Raw genomic sequence first — 18,109 nt, 5'->3', positions numbered from 1 at the left:
AAAAAACAGAGCCTCCTATCGGGATCGAACCAATGACCTACTGATTACAAGTCAGTCGCTCTACCAGCTGAGCTAAGGAGGCTTATATTTAATTACCTTTTCTTGTTTTATAAACCTTTACAGGCTTTTAAAATTAGAGCGGCAAAACTAATAAGCTTTTTTATATTTTAAAGAACAATCTTCACAAAAATTTGCTGTAGTCAGCACCTCTCTGAAAGGGATTGCAAATCTACAAAAATTTAAACCCTTACAAAATTTTTTATCAAAAAAAATCGACGGGCTTAAAACCCGTCGATTTTTACCTAAAAAGGGCCTTTTTACGCTATAAATCTTCTGCCGCTGCCATCAGTATAGCTTTTTTAGCTGCAGCGTCAGCAATGGTTTTTTTCTGTTTATGCTTTTCAATCTGCTTACGTAAGCTTTCAATTGCCAAATCTGTAGCTTCTTCAAATGTCTTGCATTGCTCTTTGGCAAAAATCCTGTTTCCTGGAAGTAACAATTTTATCTCCGTTATTTTATTTGCTTCATCTTCCACATTCTCAAGCTTTAAGTAAACTTCTCCGCTAATTATCTGGTCATAAAAAGTATCAAGTTTGTCAGCTTTTTTCTGAATAAAATCTAATAATTTCCTGTCTGCGGTAAAATGAATTGATTGCACTGTAATTTTCATGTTTCCTCCTTGATTACGCCTTTGGATGGGCTTGTTTGTAAATAGACTTTAATCGTTCAACTGAATTGTGTGTATAAATTTGGGTAGCGCTCAGATTGGCGTGCCCCAAAAGTTCTTTGATCGAATTTAGATCGGCGCCACTGTTTAACAAACTTGTTGCAAACGTGTGCCTGAGTACGTGAGGGCTTCTTTTATTTTGGGTCGATATATTGGAGAGGTATTTCTGCACTATTAAATATATTAGTTTCGGGTAAGCATCGGCTCCTTTACTTGTAACGATCAATGTTGCGGAATTGTTATGAAAATTTTGATTTTTCTTTAACTCCAGGTACTTGCCCAATAATATGCGCAACTCGGTATTTATAGGTATGATGCGCTCCTTATTCCGTTTTCCCAAAACCTTCAGGGTGCCTTCATAGTCGTTAATATCCTGATCCTTAATGCCAAGCAGCTCGGCCAGGCGAATACCTGTACCAAACAACATTTCAATGATCAGCTTATCGCGCTGACCTGTAAAATCATCAGCAAATATTTTATTATCATCAAGCATTTGGGTAAGGCGGGCGTCCTCAACCACAACAGGAAGGGTTTTCGGTATTTTTTGTGAGCGGATTTTTGAGGACGGATTTTCTGTAATAAGCCCTTCCTGCAGTAAAAATTTAAAATACTTACGCAGGGTGGCCATTTTACGGTTTACTGACCGGGCAGTGAGCTTTTGGCCCATTAGCTCAACCATCCAGTCGCGGATGTCATGATAGCTTATCTGATTGGGATGTATAATAACCTGCCCGGGCGCAACACCGGCCTTATCAGGGTTATTGAGGAAGAGCATGAACTGATCCAGATCTGATTCATAAGCAGATACGGTATGCGGGGAGTATCGCTTTTCGAATTTAATATATTGGATAAAACGCTCTAAAAACATAAAAACTATTTGAACATCCAGACAATGAATGTACAAATAGTTTTAATATAGTGTTAAGAAATTTGAAAAAATCTTTTAAGGGATTTAGACAGTTTCTAAGTTCATATTTTGCTTGTAGATGGCATGTTTAACAACATGACGACGAGTTACAGATTTTTTTTCGAACGCCTGACGGCTGCGAAGTTCTCTTAATACACCTGTTTTCTCGAATTTCTTTTTGAAGCGCTTCAATGCTTTGTCTAATGATTCGCCTTCTTTTACGTTAATAATGATCATAATTCCTAAATACCTCCTTTCAAGGAGGGTCAAAGGTAAACACAAATATTTGATTTTCAAATAGAAATTTCAATAATTTAATATCAGGGAACTAATAGTAATAAGATCATTTCAAAATTCGATATTCAGCATCCGGCGTCCGATATTAAAACTCATCCACGCAGTACTTCCCGGCTTATCACTATCTTTTGTATTTCGGATGTCCCCTCGCCAATGGTGCAAAGTTTGGCGTCCCGGTAATATTTTTCGACAGGGAAATCTTTGGTGTAACCATACCCGCCAAAAATTTGTACGGCTTCGTTTGCAACACGTACGGCCACTTCTGATGCATAATACTTAGCCATGGCCGATTGTTTGGTTACCGGCAGGTGCCTTGTTTTCAGATCAGCGGCCTGCATCACCAGCAATTCGGCGGCTTCAATTTCAGTTGCCATCTCAGCCAATTTAAATGATATCCCCTGAAAATTACTAATAGGTTGCCCAAATTGCTTGCGCTCTTTTGAGTAGGCTACGGCGGCTTCAAATGCGCCTTTAGCAATACCTAATGATAACGCTGCAATTGAGATACGGCCGCCATCCAGTACTGTCATCGCTTGCTTAAAGCCTTCTCCTTCGTTACCGAGCAGGTTTTCTTTGGGTACACGGCAATTGTCAAACACCAGCTCAGTAGTTTCTGAGGCACGCATACCCATCTTGTTCTCCTTTTTCCCGTGGGTAAAACCCGGGGTCCCCTTTTCAATAACCAGGGCAGATATACCGCGCGAATCCCCCTTCTGCCCGCTTCGCACCATTACTACCGCAACATCGCCGGATTTGCCATGCGTTATAAAGTTCTTTGAGCCGTTCACTATATAATGGTCGCCCTCTAATACAGCTGTAGTACCCATGTTCAGCGCATCAGACCCAGTGCCAGATTCTGTAAGTCCCCAGGCCCCCAGCCATTCGGCAGTAGCGAGTTTGGGCAACCATTTGTGCTTCTGCTCTTCATTACCAAAAGCCAGTATATGACCGGTACATAAAGAGTTATGCGCCGCCAGTGATAAACCTATAGAGCCGCAAACCTTCGCTATTTCAGAAATTACAGTTACATATTCGGCATAACCGAAGCCTGAGCCACCATATTGTTCGGGCACTACTACGCCCATCATACCCAGCTCACCCAGTTTTTTAAACAAATCAGCAGGAAAATGCTGTGCTTCGTCCCACTCCATTACGTAGGGTCTTATATTTCTTTCGGCAAAATCCCTGGCCATTTGCCCTACCATCTGCTGATTATCATTAATCGAAAAATCGTACCCTGTCGGGCTGTCAGTGAATAAAGAATCCATGTTATTTTAATTGGTTATCAGCAAAGTAACGGATTAATTATCAGCTTAGTTTTAGGCTAATAACTGTTAAAAAGAAGTACAAATTGGTATATGGTATAATTATGATGTTTAGTTAATTTAAACCTGATAATTTGAAAAGAATACAGTTTTAATTTTTTTTTGTAATATTTTGCCAGATTAATGCCCCGACACCAAAAGCGACGAAAAACGGTTGTTCGGTCCTTTTTCCATCATCGAAATTAAACTATCCATTTTGTGGGTGAGTTTCCCTGCACCCAGGTTATCTAAATGGTCGGCATCATAAAAATCAACCGCGTTGAAGGAATGGTTGTTAAGTAAGTTCCAGTAAAAAACGTTATCATATTTCTTACTTAGCACATAAAGCATGCCGATAGTGCTGTTAAGCTGCCGCCGGTTTAAATTTTGCACGTAGGTTTTATATGCAGGCGAAGTATATAACAACACTTTAATATGGTTTTTAGCCGCGTATTTAATGATAGATGTTAAAACTGCAACATTTTCGTTGAAATAGCCTTCATTAATAACAAAGTGCCTTTTTGCAGCAAGCGCCCCGGTACTCGGCAGGTCTTTCCTTTTTTGCGACAGATATTCGGTTCCCCAGCCAAACTTTGAGCACAGTAAATCTGATTCATGGTTAAAGTACACTGATTTTATCCGGGCGACATTTAACCTTAATTTATTACTTAACAATTCACTGTTATCTGTATAGTGACTGCTGCTTATCCCATAATAAATATTGTAATCTTTAACCCGCCAGCTTTCTATTCCGTTTTCAAGCCTTCCATATAAAGAAAAATAATCAACAGGCAGTATAATGAACTTTAGGTGATGCCAGTTTTTATCATACTTTTTTATTATTTGCCAATCGTAAAATAACGACTGGGCAACATAGGCCGCGTTAAAGCTTTTATGCGTCATCAACTGCGGGTTAATGCCATAGTAGGCATGTGACGAGCCTAAAATAAGCACATCTATCTTATTTGAATTTCTATTGAGGTAGTCGCATTTGTATTGGTAATCATTGGGTATATTTCTGAGCAGCGCTTCCATTAACACAGCCAATACAATAACGGGCGATAAAAACAGCAATACTTGTATGATAAACCTTTTCATGGATCAAAATTGAAAATAAATGAATTGCTGCTCGGCACCGGCAAAATACCATATGCTCAATACAAGGACATAATAAAACGACCATCTTGCAATCTTTGGGAAAGCGATATCAGGTTTACCCAAAGCATATTGATACTCACGCCCAAACCATTCCACTATTAAAAAGAAGCAAATGAGCAGCGTAAAAGGGATATTTAAACGGATAGGATAAGTAAAGAACGGAGCGGTAAATATTTCAGCAATGTATTTAACAGCGCCGCCCACGCTGGCCGCCCTGAAAAATATCCAGGCAAAAACGGTTATGCTAAAAGTAAACACCATACCTGCAAATTCCCAAGCAGTTGGCAGTAGCTTTCCCTTCGCTACAATTTCAAGGTTGGCGCGGTTCTTATTCAATATAAGCAGGGGCAAAAAGTAAATTGCATTTAAGCCGCCCCAGATAATAAATGTCCAGTTGGCGCCATGCCAGAAACCGCTCACCAGGAATATGATAAAGGTGTTCCTGATCTTCATCCACAGTCCCCCTTTGCTCCCCCCCAACGGTATGTACAGATAATCTTTAAACCAGGACGAAAGCGAGATGTGCCAGCGCCGCCAGAACTCGGCAATATCCCTCGAAAAATATGGGAAGGCAAAATTTCTCAATAATTCAATACCAAACAGCCTTGCCACACCCAAAGCAATATCTGAGTAACCGGAAAAATCGCAGTAAATTTGAAACGTGAACAAAACGGCCCCCACAATATGCTCGCTGCCCGAGAAGGACGCAGAACCATTAAAGATCACGTTTACATATTGCGAACATTGATCGGCAATAACAACTTTTTTAAACAGTCCCCATAAAATTTGCCGCAAGCCATCAATAGCCCTGGCATGGTCAAATAACCGCTTTTTTTTAATTTGAGGTAAAAGATGCGTGGCCCGTTCAATGGGGCCGGCTACCAGTAACGGAAAAAAACTAACAAATACGGCGTAATTAATAAAGCTCTTTTCGGGCCTGATGCGCTCTTTATAAATATCAATTACATAAGATAATCCATGAAAGGTATAAAAGGATATTCCTATCGGCAAAATCACTTTGATGGTCCAGGGGTCAACCCGGAAACCTAAATGAGCTACGGCCTCTGAAAACGAAACAGAAAAGAAATTATAATACTTAAAAAAAGCAAGAAAGCCCAGATTTACGCCTATGCTGATCCAAAGCCATGTTTTTTTGTATGCAATATTTTTGGCACCGGCTATTTTTATCCCTGTAAAATAATCAAGCATGGTTGAAAATATCAGTAGAAACAGGAACCTGTAATCCCAGCTGGCATAAAAAAAGTAGCTTGATGCAAGAAGCAGGATGTTTTGAGCTTTTAAGCTACGGTTGATAACAAACCAGTACAGCAGGAACACCACCGGTAAAAAAAGTGCAAAGTTGATGGAGTTAAACAGCATTCTTAATTATTTTATATGGCTTTTATTTCCATTAACCGGTTTGTTCCACTAAAGCCTTTTAAAAGTAAAAGAATAATCCAGACTAAAAAGTGACGCTCGTCACGTTTGTGGCACTTGTTGTTTAAACAAGTCACAAACCCCGGAGCCTTAACCGGCTGGACATTTTGAAGCACTAAAGTATAATGTTAGTTTTAACGGTTTAGATTTTAAAAAACTCCCTGTTTTGCCGGTGAAATATATTCTGTCAACTATCTTTTATTTAATTAAAAAGAATAACTTTATGTATGGACATTCAAAAGAAGCTGCGGTTTGAATACGAGTGACACTTTTAATTTAGAACTTTTTTTTGATCTGTCGGCAGATCTGTTGTGTATAACCGGATATGATGGCTATTTTAAAAAGATAAACCCTATTGTTTCCAAAACCCTGGGTTATTCCAACGAAGAGTTATATTCAAGGCCGGTTAGTTCATTTATTCACCCCGAAGACAGGAATATTACGGCCGGCAACCGCTCAAACCTTTTAAAAAACATTCCCCTGTTAAACTTTGAGAACCGCTATGTAACAAAAGATGGCGAGATAGTTTGGCTTTCGTGGACATCGATACCTGTTGAAAGTGAACAGGTGGTGTTCGCCATAGCAAAAAACATAACACATAAAAAGAAAATTGAGGAAGACAGGAATACTTTGATTGAAAATTTAACCAGGATAAATCATGATCTTAAGCAGCTTACCTATACTACGTCGCACGATCTTAGATCGCCGGTAAGTAATTTGATATCGGTATTTCAATTGTTGGATACCTCCAAAATTCAGGATGACGAAACCCTTGAATTCATAGGAATGCTAAAAGCTGCCACCGAAAACCTAAAAGATACGCTAAATAAGTATGTTGATGAGCTAAGTCAAAAAGACGTTTTAACTATTCAAACAGAAGAACTGGATCTGCAAAGCTGCTTTCATGTGGTTAAGCAATCGTTAAATACTTTAATATTAAATTCAAGAACAACTATTGACACTGATTTTTCTGAAGTTAAGAAGATCAAATTTAACAGGGGCTATTTCGAAAGTATATTGCTCAACCTGATCACCAATTCCATTAAATATGTTAAAACTGAATGTAACCCTGTTATCACCATATATTCGAGAGAGGTTAACGGCGTCAATCAACTCATATTCAAGGATGAGGGGCTTGGTTTTGATATAGACAAAGTAAAAGACAGGATTTTTGGCCTTAACCAAAAGTTTCACGGGCATACTGATAGCAAAGGTATTGGTTTGTACTTGGTGCATAACCACGTTACCAGCTTAGGCGGGCAAATAACCATTGAAAGTAAAGTAAATGAAGGGACAATGTTTGTTATATCATTCAGGAATTAATAAACCCGGCTTATCAAATTAATTTGTGCAGATATTGCAACAGGCGCAGATTAAATATCTTTTAATATTTTGCCAGCACCACCAGTGTATCGCTGATAGGTGCTATCCGCTCGCGGCCATTTAAAAAGCCAAGTTCCACCACAAACGAAAACCCGGCTACCACCCCTCCCATTTCATTGATCAGCTCGCTTGCCGCAGTTACCGTGCCGCCGGTTGCCAGCAGGTCATCATGAATCAGGATATGCTGCCCGGGCTCAAAGGCATCGGTATGGCATTCAATAATTGCTGTGCCATACTCCAGCTTGTAAGCCTTTTGTTTAATAGTAAAAGGCAATTTACCCGCTTTGCGTATCGGCACAAAAGGAACACCTAATTTGGTGGCAAGCGTAAGGCCGAACAAAAACCCGCGGCTTTCAATACCAGCTATTACATCAATACGCGTGCCTTTTAATTGCTCCACAAAAGCGTTAACAATGTTATCGCATAAAACAGGGTCTTTTAATATGGGAGTAATATCTTTAAAAACAATTCCGGGTTTTGGAAAATCAGGAATATCACGAATGGCGTTCTTTATTTGCTGGGTTATCATTTAAAAACTAAATATGGCTCAATTTTACGCAAAATTCCTTCATTAAGTATGGCAATATTTTTCATGTCATCTATTGACTCATAATCGCCATGTTGCGCGTGGTACTCCAAAATAGCGTTCATCTGCTTATAGCTCAGGTACGGAAAACGTTGTAACTGATTAAAAGTTGCCGTATTCACATTAAGCTTAGTAATACGCCTGCCATTTACAGATATACCGTTCTCTATTTCGGCATATTTTGTTTCATCAATGCCAAACACCTCTTTTAGCTGTTCTTTTTTATAAAAACCACCAACACGCTCACGATACCTGATGATACGCATGGCAAATGCAGGGCCTATCCCTCTGATACGGGTTAGCTTTGCTGAGTCGGCAGTATTTATTTCAATAACCTCTCCGGGGGCCGCTTTTTCACTATGATGGTAGGTGTTAGGGATATTGATGTAAGGTTCCAGGCGCTGATAATCTGCGTCGGTAACCGAGTACATCTTCTTTACATCAGCCTTAGTATAAAATTTGCCTCCTTTTGCCTTGTAGTTATTTATAACCTTTACCTGCCTCTCGTTCAGCCCGAGCTTTTGCCAGCCTTCATCGGTTAAATTATTCGGATCAAAAGTAAACAATACAGCATTCGCCGCCTTCTTACTGCCGGGCAAAGAATTGCTACCCCGAGTTTGCTTTTTACCCCTGCCGAGCAGGGCTACGGCTTTATCAAACTCTTTAAAATTTATTATATTATCTTTGCAAAACGTTTGATAAACGTAAGGCGCTGCTAAAACTAATGCTATTAAAATAATAAACACTACCATTCCGTTCCATTCTTTTTTGGTTACAGACAAGTAGCTTTTTATGGGTGCCTTCATTTAAGCATTTATCAATTGTTAAAATAAAGAAAATTTCAGGATATTTATAAGTTAATTAAAACACCCCTTTTGTAAAAAATGAAAGTAATAACCACCGAAGAGTTTGCCAAAGCCACCAAACTGGATAAGTTGAAGATGCCGGGCCTGGCCGCTTTATTGATGGAGCTAATGAAAATTAACCAGGTTAATGATCTTTTTGCCCAGGCACAGCCAAAACAGGGTATTGAGTTTATTGACGCTATTTTGGAAGGTTGTGGTATTGATATTGAATTTGACGAACGGGAGCTAAGGAACATACCTAAAACAGGCAGCTTTGTTGCTATTGCCAATCACCCCTACGGAGGTATTGAAGGCATGGTGCTGTTGAAAATGTTGTTGATGGCAAGGCCGGATGCCAAGCTGATGGCTAATTTTATCCTTAAAAAGATCCCAAACCTAAGCGACTATTTTATAGCCGTTAACCCATTTGAAAATGTTGAACACTCATCAAGCATCAGCGGCTTAAAAAACACGCTGGAGCTTTTAAATAATGGTACACCTATAGGTATTTTCCCTGCTGGCGAAGTATCAACCTTTAAGGTTGAGCAAAAACAGGTAACAGACCGCCTTTGGCACCCTGTGGTGGGTAAAATTATAGCTAAGGCAAAAGTGCCTGTTGTGCCTATTTATTTTCACGGCAACAATGGCCTGCTATTTAACTTGCTGAGCCTTATACACCCTGCCCTGCGTACCGCCAAACTACCTTCTGAATTGTTTAACAAGCACGGGCATACCATTAAACTACGTATTGGCAAGCCTATAAATATTGAGGATATTCCTGATCATAACAACAGCGCCAAGCTGCTCAACTTTTTACGTGCCCGTACTTATGCCCTGGGAACCGGCCTTGAAGAGGAAAAAAAATTATTCAGTCCGCGTAATCTGTTTAAAATAAAACGGCTGCCCGAGGCCGTGGCTCACGAAATTGATTCGGCTGTGCTTGAAAAAGAGATAGCCCCCCTGCGTGATAATTATAAGATATGGACCGAAAAGAACTATGAGGTATTTATAGCACCTACATCGGTTATACCAAATGTAATACGCGAGATTGGCCGTCTGCGCGAAGTAACCTTCAGGGAGGTTGGGGAAGGCACTAACAAGGCCATTGACCTTGATGAGTATGATATTTACTATCATCACCTGTTCATCTGGGATTTTGAAGCAAAAATGATAGTAGGTGCCTACCGCATAGGTTTAGGCGATGAGATATTTTACAGCGTTGGTAAAAAAGGGTTTTACATTACCGAGCTTTTTAAACTTAAAACACAGTTTACCCCGGTATTGCGCCGCAGCCTTGAGCTTGGCCGCTCATGGATACGTAAAGAATACCAAACCAAACCGCTGCCGCTGTTTTTATTGTGGAAGGGTATTTTAAAGTTCCTGATCGATAATCCGCGTTACAGGTATTTGATAGGTCCGGTGAGTATCAGCAATTCGTTTTCCAGGTTTTCCAAATCGCTTATTGTTGATTATATCAACCGTAACCACTTTGATCATGAAATGGCGCAGTATGTTAAACCGCGCAAAAAGTTCAAGGTTGATTTTGCCAAGATTGATACAGACCTGCTGATGGCCGGCGAGGATACATTTAAAGGCCTGGATAATCTGATATCGGAGGTAGAAACGCGTAATATGAAAGTACCTGTACTGCTGCGCCAATATATAGCCCTTAATGCCAAGATCATCAGCTTTAACATCGACCCTAAATTTGCCGACTGCCTGGATGGTTTCCTGGTGCTTGACCTTGAAAAAGTACCTCAGGATATATTGGAGAAGCTGGGCAAAAACTTGTAATTGACCTTGATTTAAGGATATACAGATCATCTGATCGATATAAAACAAAGCCTTGCCGGTTACCCGGCAGGGCTTTTTGTTTGAAATAAATTATATTGCGGTGAACAATACCAATAATCCGGATGGTCAATGGAAAAAAACAAACCTAATACCTCAAATACGGCCGCCCATCTTAAACAGGTACTGGGTTTGCCCACGGGCATCTTATTGGTAGCAGGTATCATGATAGGCTCAGGTGTGTTTAAAAAAATTGTTCCGATGTCGCAAACACTGAACAATGAAACCTATATCCTTGCAGCATGGATCATAGCCGGCGTGATTACCATGTTTGGCGCTTTTACCTATGCCGGACTGGCCACCATGACCACCCAAACAGGTGGCGTGTATGAATATCTGCGATTGATATACGGCGATTTTATTGCCTTTTTATTTGGATGGACCATTTTTACCATAGTTGGCAGCGGTGCTGTAGCTGCGTTATCGTTTGTATTTGCACAGTCGGTAAATACACTGATCCCGTTGCCCGATCCTTTATACGCTTTTAAAGATATAAATATCAGCGGTTCTGTTTTTCCCTTTGCCGATTCTGGGATCAAAATACTGGCAGTAATTACCATAATGTTACTAACCTGGATAAATTACCGGGGTATAAATAAAGCGGGGGTTTTAAACAACATTGTAACCACCGCTAAGATCCTGGGTATTTTACTGCTGATTGTCGCGGGGCTGTTATATGCCGGGCATCCTGTTGCAAACACAGTAGCAAAGCCTCCGGTGCCTCCTGGCAATGGTACTGCTTTATTGAGCGGTTTATTTGGCGCAATGCTCAGCGCGTTGTGGGCTTATGACGGGTGGGCCAATATTACTTTTGTAACCGGCGAAATTAAAAACCCCAAACGGAATATTCCGCTGGCAATTATTGGTGGCGTGGGCATAGCCATGACCTTATATGTGATGCTTAACTATACCTATATGAAAGTTTTACCAGTATCGCAACTGGCATTGCTTGGTAATAATAAAATAGCGGCTGCCGAAATTGCCGGTATTTTAATGGGTAAAACCGGATCGGTAATTATTGCGGTCCTGATTATGGTGTGTACTTTTGGCGCGCTTAACGGCTGTATTATCTCTTATCCGCGGGTTTATTTCCGTATGGCACAGGAAAACGTTTTCTTTAAAAAAGCGGCAAACGTGCATCAATCTTTCCGTACCCCACACATAGCGTTGTTTTACTCCGCTGTATGGAGCATTATACTGGTATGCAGCGGTACTTTTGACCAGATAACCAACCTGGTTATTTTTGCTTCCTATGCTTTTTTTGCGCTGGCTACCTGGGGATTGGTGCGGATGAAAATGAAGGGGGTCATCAAATCAAAAGTAATTGGTTACCCTGTAATTCCCATTATCATTATATTATTTTGCATCGCATTGGTAATCAATACCGCCATAACCCAAACACAGGCGTCGGTAATTGGCTTGCTGCTTATTTTAAGCGGGGCTCCTTTTTACGTTTATTTTAAAAAAGGATATAACAACAAACGCCCTGCCGTTTAACCGGCAGGGCGTTTTTATCAGTTTTAGTTAAATTTGTTGGTATTACCAGCTATAACGTACACCGAATTGCATTTGCCATCTTGAAGCAAATAAATCAACAGAGTATGGCAAGCCTGGGTTTGAGAAATTGTAAGTTGGGTAAGCCGCAACGTTACCATCTTTAACAAAAGCAGGGCCGCCAGCTGCGCCGGGCAGTTTGCTTACAGGAGTTAAACCAATACTTGCTGAAGAATTAAATGTATTGGCCGAGAAATAATACTGGCCCCATTTTTTGTTCAACAGGTTAGTTAAGTTGATGATATCATAAGTAAACGTGATCATCTGTTTGTGCTTGCCGCCAAACTTAAAGTCCTGAGTAAAACGGAAATCAAGTTGATTATTCCATGGCGTAAATGCAGCGTTACGTTCTGTAAACTGGCCACGGTGTGCGCTCAGGTACTTGTCATTATCAATAAACGCGTCAAAGGCAGCAACCTGTTGAGCGGCAGTTTGAACAACAACACCGTTTTTTACTTGATCAACAAGGAAGTTAGCAGTTTCGCCTTTTTTAGGTATGTAGGCTAAGCTAAGCTGCTGGCCGGTTCCATCAATAGAACTTGGGTAGATATCATAAGTATAAGGGTTACCACTTTGTGCGCTAAAGAAGAAAGTAAAATTAGCGGTATAGTTTTTAGCCGCATCCCAGTCATGTTTAAAATTGACGTTTGACACAATGCGGTTACGGATATCAAAGTTTGAGTTAGCTAAACCTGGGTTGTTTGGATTTAAAGCCTGATTTAACTGCCAGTTTGACTCCATTGAGTTACGGATACCGTTGGTAACATCTTTAGAATGACCGTAGGTATAGGCGACTGAAAAATTCAAAGCGTTGTTTGCGTCAAATTGTGTAAACTTACCTACCTGCACGGTTGCACTGTAACGGTAGCCCTGGCTGGTGTTTGATAACAGGTAAGCGTTAGTATATGAAGGGTTAACACCTTTGTTTATAAATATAGGCTGTTGGTGTTGGGTATCATAAGGGTAGTAAGTAACACTATCCTTAGTATTTACCTGCTGGAATTTTAAATCGTGAATAACTTTGGTGTAGATACCTTCGGCAGTAAATTTCCATTGATCATCAGTGGTATAATCAACGGCTAAACTGCTTCTCCATACCTGTGGCATTTTAAAGTTATTGTCTATCATATCTACCTGAGTTGACCCTTTAGGATCGAAAGCGGGTGTTGTTGGTACGCCGGCAGCAGGTGATTTGTTATCATAAGCACCATAAGTATTACCATTGTTATAAAACGCATAACCAAACCATGCAAACGGAACCCTACCTGTAAAGAATCCGCTACCACCACGCAAAACAACGCTCTGGTCGCCATTAATATCGTAATTAAATGAAGCGCGCGGATTAAACTCAATATTGTTCAGGTAGTTTTGTTTGATGTCCCTCGGTTTGGTATAAGTAAATGTTGTACCATAATTAGGATCAGCAGGCGCGTTGGTGGTTTTATCACTCAACGGTTGCTTGTTAGGCACATCGGCATAATCCAAACGTAAAGCTAAGGTCAGTTTGAAATTATCGTTCACCTGTATCTCATCCTGTCCGTATAAGCTCAACAAGTTAACCTTAAATTTAGCTGACGGATTAGCTAAGATATAATCGCGGGTATTGTTAGTATAATTACCATTGTAACGCACGCGGCTTGGTTGCGGTTGTGCAGCAATAAAGTTATCAATACTGCTGTAAGCTGTACGACCGTTCCATGAGTTCACAAAGTTATAAGTGATATTATAAAACTCGTTGTGTGTACCAAAAGTAAAGGTGTTATTTCCTTTTGACCAGGTTAGGTTATCGGTAAACTCAGCGGTTTTCTGGTGCATATCAAATATCGCGGCCTCACGGTCGGTACCCATAAATATGGTGGTACCGGGAGTACGGCCGGTGATCTCGATCTGCGGTAATGAAGGGTTTGAATTAGGATCACGGTAATCATGCACGTTTGAATAACCTAAAACCAGGCTATTGCTCAGGTTGTTTGAAAACCTCGATTTTAACTCGGCAACAGTCGAAGTTGAATTGTTATGTGAAGTATAATCAATTCCACCGAAACGGAAATTCTGCTGATCGCGCTCCAGGTTGGTAGCTGTTGAAGTAATGGTATTATTACGAAGCGTTAATTGATTATGATCATCAATATTCCAGTCCAAACGGTTAAAGAATTTATTGGAGTTTGAAAATATACTTGTGTTTTGGTAAGTGCCCGGACTCACCCCATAATACTTAGTAAACGCGTTAACCAGATTGTCAGCATCTGTTTTGCTTAATATCTGGGTTGAGCCGGTACCATCCGCACCGCGGATCACAGGATCTTTCCTGCGGGCAATTTCTTCGTTGGTAAAGAAGAATAATTTATTTTTAATGATAGGGAAACCTAAACGGATACCGGTTTGAAAATCATGAAAGCTGTCTGGTAATTTTGATCCATCGCCGCCAGCTGCTTTTGAAGCATTATTTGGACCTACTAAAAATGCGCCCCTGCCAAATCCGTAAACCGAACCGGTAAAATCATTGGTACCGCTGCGGGTTACCGCGTTGATACTACCACCCAATACGTTACCGATCTTGATATCATAAGGAGCAACCAATACCTGAATATCCTGAATAGCATCTAATGATACAGGGCTTGTGCGGGTACTGCTGCCTACCTGGCCCGATGCATTGTTCTGGCCGCCTAATGACGGGCTAAAACCAATCGCGTCGTTATTAATGGCACCATCAAGGGTTACGTTATTGTAACGGTAGTTAGTTCCCTGAAATGAGTTGTTGTTACTTTGAGGAGTGTTCCTGGTGAGGTCCTGCAAGCTGCGGTTAATAGATGGCGCAGTACGGATCTGGTTTTGATTGATACGGGTACTTGCGCCGGTTTTTGTACCGCCTGCATTTGCTCTAACCTTTACCTCTTTTAAAGTTGTTGTTTCGTCAGCAAGCGCAAAGTTAAAAGTAGTGCTGCCCAAACTTAGACTAATATTGGTTCTTTCGTCTTTTTTAAACCCCACAAAAGAGGCTGAGATGGTATAAGGGCCCCCGGGGTTAACGTTGGCTATTGTATAACGCCCATCGGCGTTGGTTTGCGCACCATAACGTGTTCCGGTGCCTGTATTAAGTACAGTTACGGTTACACCTGGCAGGGTAACGCCTTTCTGGTCGGTAACTTTTCCGCTTATTAACGAGGTTGTGATTTGCGCCCTGGCAACATCTGCAACCCCTATAATCAGCACTGATAAAAGGATAAAGTAAAGCTTTTTCATTTGTGTTTATTTAAAGCACAAAGGTTCAGCTACAATATTAACAGCATGTTAACACAAGATTATATTTACCCTCAAGTGTTAACATTAAGTAAAACTCCACAGATCAGTACCGGACAGATATTTTTTTAAGTATAAGATGAAGCAGGTATATGGGCCCTATGAGCAAAAACTTAATATCATCTAAAAACGAAGGCTTTTTGCCTTCAATTTTATGCCCGATAAACTGGCCAACCCACGATATAAGGAATATGATCAATGAAACCTGCCACAGGGCGGGACCGCCCGCTTTATGCCATTGCTCCAGTTGTATAATGCCATAGCTAAAGCCAAACAATACAAGCAACATGATGTATGACAATACCGGCGAAAGTTTAAGATAATAGTAAATGCTGAAGGCAATTAAAAAGGAAGCCCAGTTAAACACACCATTATAAGTGCCCAGAAACTTGAGGTACGGGAACGGAATTGACCAAACCAAACCCAATAAACTGAACACAATAAGCGGGATGCAGATAAAATGAATAGCCTCGTTGGTTTTGTTCTGATGGCTCTCGGCATATTTTGCAAAATAAATATCAACCGCACGAACACTATCGGCTTTTGGCGGTACGCCGCCTTTTGAAGTATCGGGTAATTTATTTGAAGCCATTTTAATGTAAATATAAAAACCCTTTCTGTTTTTCAGGCAGAAAGGGTTTGTTATTTATTGGTTATATGCTTACTTGGCAAATGCTACCGATCTGGTTTCCCTTATCACGGTAACCTTGATCTGGCCCGGATAGGTCATTTCAGTCTGTATCCGGTTAGAAATATCCGCAGCCAACACTTCTGATTGCGCATCGGTTATCTTTTCGCTTTCAACCACTACGCGCAGCTCGCGGCCGGCTTGTATAGCAAATGTTTTTTCTACCCCAGGGTAAGAAAGGGCAAGCTCCTCTAACTCTTTTAAACGTTTAATGTAGCTTTCAACAACCTCACGGCGTGCACCCGGACGCGCGCCCGAAATAGCATCACAGGCCTGTATAATTGGCGACAACATAGAGGTCATCTCAATTTCGTCGTGGTGGGCTCCAATTGCGTTGCAAACTTCAGGATGCTCTTTATACTTTTCGGCCAGCTGCATACCCAAAATAGCGTGAGGCAGTTCTGGATTGTCATCAGGCACTTTGCCAATATCATGCAACAGACCTGCACGTTTGGCCATTTTTACATTTAAGCCAAGCTCTGCAGCCATGGTAGCACAAAAGTTGGCTACCTCGCGCGAGTGCTGCAGCAGGTTTTGCCCGTATGACGAGCGGTAACGCATACGGCCAACCATCCGGATCAACTCGGGGTGCAAACCATGAATACCCAGGTCAATAACCGTGCGCTCACCTATTTCTACTATTTCCTCTTCTATTTGTTTTTTGGTTTTGGCAACAACTTCCTCAATACGGGCAGGGTGTATACGGCCATCGGTTACCAGGCGGTGCATAGCAAGCCGCGCAATTTCGCGCCTTACCGGGTCAAAGCCCGACAAGATAATAGCCTCAGGCGTATCATCAACAATAATTTCAATACCGGTTGCAGCCTCAAGCGCACGGATGTTTCTGCCCTCGCGGCCAATAATGCGGCCCTTGATCTCATCATTCTCGATGTTGAAAATTGATACAGTGTTTTCAATAGCACTTTCGGTAGCGGTACGCTGTATAGTTTGTATAACTATCTTTTTGGCCTCTTTGGTAGCTGTAAGCTTAGCTTCGTCCACAATATCCTTTATCTGGATCATGGCTTTAGTGCGGGCTTCCTCGCGCAAAGTATCAACCAGTTGGTTACGGGCATCGTCGGCCGACAGGCCGGCTATGGTTTCCAGTTGCTGCACATGTGAGTTTTTTAACGCTTCAACTTCTTCCTGCTTTTTAACAACTATTTCTGTTTGCTTTTCCAGGTTTTTACGCACGTTATCAAGCTCACTTTCCTTGCGGTTCATGTTCTCCAGGCGCTGGTTTAATGATTGCTCTTTTTGTTTAACGCCGTTCTCGCGCTGATTTATAGCATTGTTCTTATTATTTACTTCCTGCTCATGCTCAGCTTTCATTTGTAAAAACTTCTCTTTAGCCTCAAGTAATTTATTTTTCTTCAGTATCTCGGCGTTATTTTCAGCATCCTTCAGTATCTTTTTCACTTTATTTTGCGCCGATGCTTCCTGGTCTTTAAAAAGCTTCCTTAACAGGAAGCGGCCAATGACGATACCAATAATGGCACCGGCCAGCAGCCCGATAATAATGTATAGTAATATGTCCATCTTCTTTTAGGGTGTAAGGTTATAATGTATATAATAAAAAAAACCGCAACTAATTCTTAAGTATCATGTATTTAAAAACTTCATTTCGGATATTGGAATCATGGGTTACGTTAATACACGAGTAACGCATGCCTCTTTGATCCGCTTAATATTGAAGCGTTAAGTTTTTAATAGTGAAACCTAAAATTTAACTGCGGCTAAATCTTAATGTGCTCTGTATATGTAAAGAACGTTAATTACTTCGAGAAAAATTCAGACAGCAAATGATCAAGCTGATAAACCTTTTCGGCTATATCGGTATCTTCAACGGTAACTTTCTTCTCGGCTTTTAATGATGATGTTGCATAATGCAACACGCACATCGAAAGCAGATCCTGTTTATCCCTTACCGCGTAATTTTCCTGATACTCCTTTATCCGGTCATTAATCAGCTTAGCCGCCCTGCGTATTATTTCTTCCTCCTCCATGTTTACCTTTAAAGGGTAAACTCTGTCAGCAATATTTATTTTTATTGAGATTTCTCCCATTGAGCT

At 40.9% G+C, this 18,109-nt stretch carries 15 protein-coding genes and 1 tRNA gene; 3 read left to right on the top strand and 13 right to left on the bottom strand.

Going from position 1 to position 18,109, the window contains the following annotated elements; all coding sequences use genetic code 11:
- Nucleotides 1-9: 9 nt before the first annotated feature.
- From J2W55_RS01780 to J2W55_RS01750, 7 genes are all read right to left on the bottom strand, one after another.
- Nucleotides 10-82 (bottom strand) — tRNA-Thr (locus J2W55_RS01780).
- A 240-nt stretch (nt 83-322) separates the two neighbouring features.
- A complete protein-coding gene (hpf, locus tag J2W55_RS01775) occupies nt 323-670 on the bottom strand; it encodes a ribosome hibernation-promoting factor, HPF/YfiA family (RefSeq protein ID WP_310091271.1) in 348 nt (115 codons plus the stop codon).
- 13 nt (nt 671-683) lie between these two features.
- Nucleotides 684-1,595, bottom strand: a complete 912-nt coding sequence (locus J2W55_RS01770) for a tyrosine-type recombinase/integrase (RefSeq protein ID WP_310091268.1) — start codon at nt 1,593-1,595, stop codon at nt 684-686.
- 84 nt (nt 1,596-1,679) lie between these two features.
- Nucleotides 1,680-1,871 carry a 30S ribosomal protein S21 gene (gene rpsU / locus J2W55_RS01765; protein ID WP_183568293.1) on the bottom strand — a complete coding sequence of 64 codons (192 nt, stop codon included), beginning with the start codon at nt 1,869-1,871 and terminating at the stop codon, nt 1,680-1,682.
- Nucleotides 1,872-2,023: 152 nt separating this feature from the next.
- Entirely contained in the window at nt 2,024-3,199 is a 1,176-nt protein-coding gene (locus tag J2W55_RS01760) for an acyl-CoA dehydrogenase (protein WP_310091266.1), read from the bottom strand.
- 177 nt (nt 3,200-3,376) lie between these two features.
- Nucleotides 3,377-4,333 carry a hypothetical protein gene (locus J2W55_RS01755; RefSeq protein ID WP_310091264.1) on the bottom strand — a complete coding sequence of 319 codons (957 nt, stop codon included), beginning with the start codon at nt 4,331-4,333 and terminating at the stop codon, nt 3,377-3,379.
- Nucleotides 4,334-4,336: 3 nt separating this feature from the next.
- Nucleotides 4,337-5,773 (bottom strand): MBOAT family O-acyltransferase, encoded by a 1,437-nt coding sequence (locus J2W55_RS01750; RefSeq protein WP_310091262.1) that lies wholly within the window; start codon nt 5,771-5,773, stop codon nt 4,337-4,339.
- Between the two features lie 309 nt (nt 5,774-6,082).
- Here J2W55_RS01750 and J2W55_RS01745 point away from each other — a divergent pair, with 309 nt between their 5' ends.
- Entirely contained in the window at nt 6,083-7,153 is a 1,071-nt protein-coding gene (locus J2W55_RS01745; RefSeq protein ID WP_310091260.1) for a PAS domain-containing sensor histidine kinase, read from the top strand.
- Nucleotides 7,154-7,214: 61 nt separating this feature from the next.
- Here the strand turns inward: J2W55_RS01745 and J2W55_RS01740 are convergent, their stop codons facing one another.
- Together J2W55_RS01740 and J2W55_RS01735 are read right to left on the bottom strand one after the other, a co-directional pair.
- On the bottom strand, nt 7,215-7,742 hold the full coding sequence (locus tag J2W55_RS01740) for an adenine phosphoribosyltransferase (protein ID WP_310091258.1): 528 nt from the start codon (nt 7,740-7,742) through the stop codon (nt 7,215-7,217).
- The gene (locus J2W55_RS01735; protein ID WP_310091255.1) at nt 7,739-8,605 is read right to left on the bottom strand and encodes a helix-hairpin-helix domain-containing protein; all 867 of its coding nucleotides are present in this window, start codon (nt 8,603-8,605) and stop codon (nt 7,739-7,741) included. The genes J2W55_RS01740 and J2W55_RS01735 overlap by 4 nt, the downstream gene beginning before the upstream one ends.
- A gap of 78 nt (nt 8,606-8,683) precedes the next feature.
- Here J2W55_RS01735 and J2W55_RS01730 point away from each other — a divergent pair, with 78 nt between their 5' ends.
- Nucleotides 8,684-10,438, top strand: a complete 1,755-nt coding sequence (locus J2W55_RS01730) for a bifunctional lysophospholipid acyltransferase family protein/GNAT family N-acetyltransferase (RefSeq protein ID WP_310091253.1) — start codon at nt 8,684-8,686, stop codon at nt 10,436-10,438.
- Between the two features lie 129 nt (nt 10,439-10,567).
- Nucleotides 10,568-11,992, top strand: coding sequence for an APC family permease (locus tag J2W55_RS01725; protein WP_310091250.1), 1,425 nt, complete (start codon nt 10,568-10,570; stop codon nt 11,990-11,992).
- 42 nt (nt 11,993-12,034) lie between these two features.
- Here the strand turns inward: J2W55_RS01725 and J2W55_RS01720 are convergent, their stop codons facing one another.
- The 4 genes from J2W55_RS01720 to J2W55_RS01705 all read right to left on the bottom strand — a co-directional run bounded on the left by J2W55_RS01720 (nt 12,035) and on the right by J2W55_RS01705 (nt 18,103).
- Complete coding sequence (locus tag J2W55_RS01720; protein ID WP_310091248.1) at nt 12,035-15,292, bottom strand: TonB-dependent receptor; 3,258 nt, start codon at nt 15,290-15,292, stop codon at nt 12,035-12,037.
- 103 nt (nt 15,293-15,395) lie between these two features.
- A complete protein-coding gene (locus tag J2W55_RS01715; protein WP_310091246.1) occupies nt 15,396-15,941 on the bottom strand; it encodes an Mpo1 family 2-hydroxy fatty acid dioxygenase in 546 nt (181 codons plus the stop codon).
- A 69-nt stretch (nt 15,942-16,010) separates the two neighbouring features.
- Entirely contained in the window at nt 16,011-17,576 is a 1,566-nt protein-coding gene (rny, locus tag J2W55_RS01710) for a ribonuclease Y (protein ID WP_310091244.1), read from the bottom strand.
- A gap of 236 nt (nt 17,577-17,812) precedes the next feature.
- Nucleotides 17,813-18,103, bottom strand: coding sequence for a cell division protein ZapA (locus tag J2W55_RS01705; protein ID WP_310091242.1), 291 nt, complete (start codon nt 18,101-18,103; stop codon nt 17,813-17,815).
- Nucleotides 18,104-18,109 lie beyond the last annotated feature (6 nt).

This window comes from Mucilaginibacter pocheonensis, assembly GCF_031456535.1.
In the GTDB taxonomy this organism is placed as follows: Bacteria; Bacteroidota; Bacteroidia; order Sphingobacteriales; family Sphingobacteriaceae; genus Mucilaginibacter; species Mucilaginibacter pocheonensis.
Note: the sequence above shows the minus strand (reverse complement) of the source record. Positions and strands in the feature narration are given on the sequence as shown.

What these genes read in the sequence shown, in the direction of transcription:
- J2W55_RS01730 (WP_310091253.1), top strand. Translation starts at nt 8,684, where the DNA reads ATGAAAGTAATAACCACCGAAGAGTTTGCCAAAGCCACCAAACTGGAT.
- hpf (WP_310091271.1), bottom strand. Translation starts at nt 670, where the DNA reads ATGAAAATTACAGTGCAATCAATTCATTTTACCGCAGACAGGAAATTA.
- J2W55_RS01770 (WP_310091268.1), bottom strand. Translation starts at nt 1,595, where the DNA reads ATGTTTTTAGAGCGTTTTATCCAATATATTAAATTCGAAAAGCGATAC.
- J2W55_RS01750 (WP_310091262.1), bottom strand. Translation starts at nt 5,773, where the DNA reads ATGCTGTTTAACTCCATCAACTTTGCACTTTTTTTACCGGTGGTGTTC.
- J2W55_RS01705 (WP_310091242.1), bottom strand. Translation starts at nt 18,103, where the DNA reads ATGGGAGAAATCTCAATAAAAATAAATATTGCTGACAGAGTTTACCCT.
- J2W55_RS01715 (WP_310091246.1), bottom strand. Translation starts at nt 15,941, where the DNA reads ATGGCTTCAAATAAATTACCCGATACTTCAAAAGGCGGCGTACCGCCA.
- J2W55_RS01760 (WP_310091266.1), bottom strand. Translation starts at nt 3,199, where the DNA reads ATGGATTCTTTATTCACTGACAGCCCGACAGGGTACGATTTTTCGATT.
- J2W55_RS01755 (WP_310091264.1), bottom strand. Translation starts at nt 4,333, where the DNA reads ATGAAAAGGTTTATCATACAAGTATTGCTGTTTTTATCGCCCGTTATT.
- J2W55_RS01735 (WP_310091255.1), bottom strand. Translation starts at nt 8,605, where the DNA reads ATGAAGGCACCCATAAAAAGCTACTTGTCTGTAACCAAAAAAGAATGG.
- J2W55_RS01725 (WP_310091250.1), top strand. Translation starts at nt 10,568, where the DNA reads ATGGAAAAAAACAAACCTAATACCTCAAATACGGCCGCCCATCTTAAA.
- rny (WP_310091244.1), bottom strand. Translation starts at nt 17,576, where the DNA reads ATGGACATATTACTATACATTATTATCGGGCTGCTGGCCGGTGCCATT.
- J2W55_RS01720 (WP_310091248.1), bottom strand. Translation starts at nt 15,292, where the DNA reads ATGAAAAAGCTTTACTTTATCCTTTTATCAGTGCTGATTATAGGGGTT.
- J2W55_RS01740 (WP_310091258.1), bottom strand. Translation starts at nt 7,742, where the DNA reads ATGATAACCCAGCAAATAAAGAACGCCATTCGTGATATTCCTGATTTT.
- rpsU (WP_183568293.1), bottom strand. Translation starts at nt 1,871, where the DNA reads ATGATCATTATTAACGTAAAAGAAGGCGAATCATTAGACAAAGCATTG.